At 56.8% G+C, this 3,020-nt stretch carries 2 protein-coding genes; both read right to left on the bottom strand.

Annotated features, from left to right (window positions below; genetic code table 11):
* Positions 1–486 precede the first annotated feature (486 nt).
* Positions 487–1,467, bottom strand: a complete 981-nt coding sequence (locus HKN37_12730; GenBank protein NNE47512.1) for a polysaccharide deacetylase family protein — start codon at positions 1,465–1,467, stop codon at positions 487–489.
* A complete protein-coding gene (locus HKN37_12725; protein NNE47511.1) occupies positions 1,464–2,537 on the bottom strand; it encodes a hypothetical protein in 1,074 nt (357 codons plus the stop codon). Before HKN37_12725 ends, HKN37_12730 begins: the two co-directional genes overlap by 4 nt.
* Positions 2,538–3,020 lie beyond the last annotated feature (483 nt).

The following is a 3,020-nucleotide window of genomic DNA, read 5'->3' as shown; positions in this document are numbered from 1 at the left end:
CACTAGAGGGCGCGCGCGCGACGCTTCGTGTCACTTCCTGTCATTCTTGCCAGGAAGTGTCGCGGTTGTGACCGAAAGCGCCAGGGAGTGACTCCCGGTGACAACCAGCGTCAGTTTGTGACTCGCTACCGGAGGGCAAGGTGGAGTTTTGTCTGCCAACAAAACTGCAAGTCGCGCTCGGCGCTCAATGAACGCGCTCAACGCCTTCGGCTTATTCGCGCGCGTGCAGCAACGACTGTCCCTCAACACAGCGCTCGCTATGCATATTCTCCGAAGGTGCGGTAGCTCGATCATCGAATCGCGGTGCGGCTCAGCGATGCGTACCTCGAACAGCTCGACCGCCTCGCAGGCGCAAGCGGCTTCACGCACAAGAAGTGGTCTGTCCTTACTTCTCCGGAGAGGGATAACTGGGGTTCTGAGGAGCCGCAGCGCCGCATGCTGGTCACAATCTGGAAGACGTTCAAGATACGGCAGACACTCACCGACTCAAGCCCGGATCGCCCTTTTGGTCCACTCATTGGGCTCTGAATTAGCGGCCTTGGGCAGGTCGTTCGTGTCGAGACGAGACATGGCCAAAGGATTGTCGTTGGCCAAGTCGACCATGCCTTGCTCCGTGGTCAGGCCCACTGTGCAGTTCCTCGCTTCCAGCACGGACAAGAGGGACTCATTGTACCCACCATACGGGAAGCACATGATCCATCGTTCCGACGAGCTCCCCACCCGCTCCAAGAATTTCAGAGACTGATCGATTTCGACCTCTTGTTCTTGTTGCGGGATCGCGTCGAGCCAGTAGTGATTGAACCCGTGACTCCCGACGTACATTCCGCTGCTCTGGAGGCACGATAGTTGGTCAAGACTCATGTAGAGTTCCTTCGAAAAGGAAGCCTCGTCACTCGACACGAAGCGAGTGAAGAGCCGATTCGTGATGTCTCTTCGTAGCTGGAGGGGAAGATCGCGTTGCAGGGTACGCTTCACGAACATGACTGCGGGCGGGTCGTACCTGCCCTCGACGCCGCACTTGTTCCAATAGAACTCGTTGGGTTGTAGCTGGTACTCGGTGCGGGCCTCATCCAAGGCCCGATAGATGTAGTCGACCAGGACATCTTTGTCTTCGACGCTGGCAAGTACGAAATGAATCTTGTTCACGTCCAGTACGAGGTTCTCTTCGACCGCCCTTGCTGGTGGAAAAAAGCAACCGGGAAGCTTCTCCCTATGCAGAAGCGGAAACACCTCCGCGAAATGATCCACATAGCCATCGTCGAACGTCAACATCAAGGCTCGCGGTGGAAGTGGTGATTCGTCTTCGACGGCGTCCATCAGGTCATAGGCGCTGATCACACGATAGTGCTTCTTGAAATACGCAAGTTGCTCCCTGAAGAGCGCGACATCGAGCCCCTTGATCTCGGGATACCGAGATCGCCTCAAGTCGCGCACATAGTGATACATGACGATGCTCAGTTCGCTCACGCCCGGACTCCTTCGAGCATGTTTGGGCGATCCTGATCGCTATCTCCCTTGACGATTCGAAACGGCGTCCCAATCGGGACGCTGATCATGAAATCGATTTCGACGTTCTTCCGCATGAAAGGCTCGAAATAGTTTGGGATCACGATGCCATCCTCCCCGTGTCGACTCGTGAAACCGGACGAGACGAGGTCGCGCTCGTCGATTCCTGCGCTGTAGAAGTCGGCGTACTCGGCATCCTGCTCTCTAAGAATCGATTCCCACTGGCCTCTAAGCCCCCACAACGCCTCTGATGGACCAATGAAGTCGACGATTCGAATCGCTCTGCTTTCTTCGTGACTGCAGGTTCTCGTGACGAGCAGGCCGAGTGTGCGCCCCTTCTCTCTGATCGCATATGGCCGGTACCTGTAGATGGGGTGCCTAAGATACCGATGGATGAGGTACGTGGGGCTCTTGCCGGGGATCGCTTTCTGATCCGCAAAGCAATGAGAAAGATCCTTTCGGATTTCGTCCTCCGTGACCGCTTCGAGCGTTCTCGGATGCTGTGAAGGTTCGACGCGACCCCGAGTTGCGTTGGATCCGGCATTCACGACGAGATGAAAATTCGACTTCCCGGGGTGGAGGATGAAGTGATGGTTCAGGCGGCCGGTCTGATAACCCATTGCCTGATACATTGGCAGGGTCATCGAGCTGGCCGCGACGGTGCATAGCGCCGCGGGCTTCAACGTATCGTTCAAATAGGACAGAAGACGGCGGCCCAACTTGTGCCCACGAGCCGCATCTCGGATTTTCCAGATAGCCATCCAGCAAAAGGATTCGATTCGAAGGGCCGGATCGAACTGCGCTAACGGAATGAAACCAAGGATGCCATGAATCTGCTGACTCTCCTCGTGCACACCAAGCACGAAGTTGTATCGCCCACGTCTTGAATCGAGATGTTGCCAGTCCAAGAGCTCCGGGCACGTGACGAAGATATGGTCCTTTCTCCAGTGCCCATCAAGAAAGCGAGCAATTCGGTCCCGCTCGGACTGGTGAGCCACACGAACCTGGTAGATGTCGGCGGGATCAGGCATTTCGGCTTGCAATGCACTTCCTCTTTTCAGTGGGCGTGCAGAATAGAGGCATTCAGCGAAGGGGCGCAACCGAACGACCAGCTATTCGCCAACAAGCGGACGCTTCTCGAAGAGAATCTCTTCGTTGAGCTCTCTTCGCCCGTCGTGCTTCCGTCGCGAGATGTTCCCTGGCATTGTCACGAGGATGGCGTGGAGGCTTCGGATGTGACCCGCAGTACTGGGGTCCTGGCGGCCCGACATCGCAGGGGGTGCCACGCCGTCTCAGGTCGTCGTTGGCGACCACTCAAGCCTGCTACGCCGCAATCAGCACCTCCATCGGTACCCCAAAATCCACCGGACAACGCTGTGCGTATCGGGCCCCCGCAACCAATGATGACGCGCACTTGGAAAACCTCCTCGTGCGCGTTTGTTTTTCTGGGGCCATTTTGGGGCCAACTCGATCTTCCTGAACCCGAAGCAGTCGACCAGTCACGTGACATGCGT

This window comes from Rhodothermales bacterium, assembly GCA_013002345.1.
Classification (GTDB): domain Bacteria; phylum Bacteroidota; class Rhodothermia; order Rhodothermales; family JABDKH01; genus JABDKH01.
This window is presented reverse-complemented; position numbering and strand designations above follow the sequence as displayed.

Excerpts from the sequence above, each read along its gene's own strand:
- HKN37_12725 (NNE47511.1), bottom strand. The coding sequence starts at position 2,537 with ATGCCTGATCCCGCCGACATCTACCAGGTTCGTGTGGCTCACCAGTCC.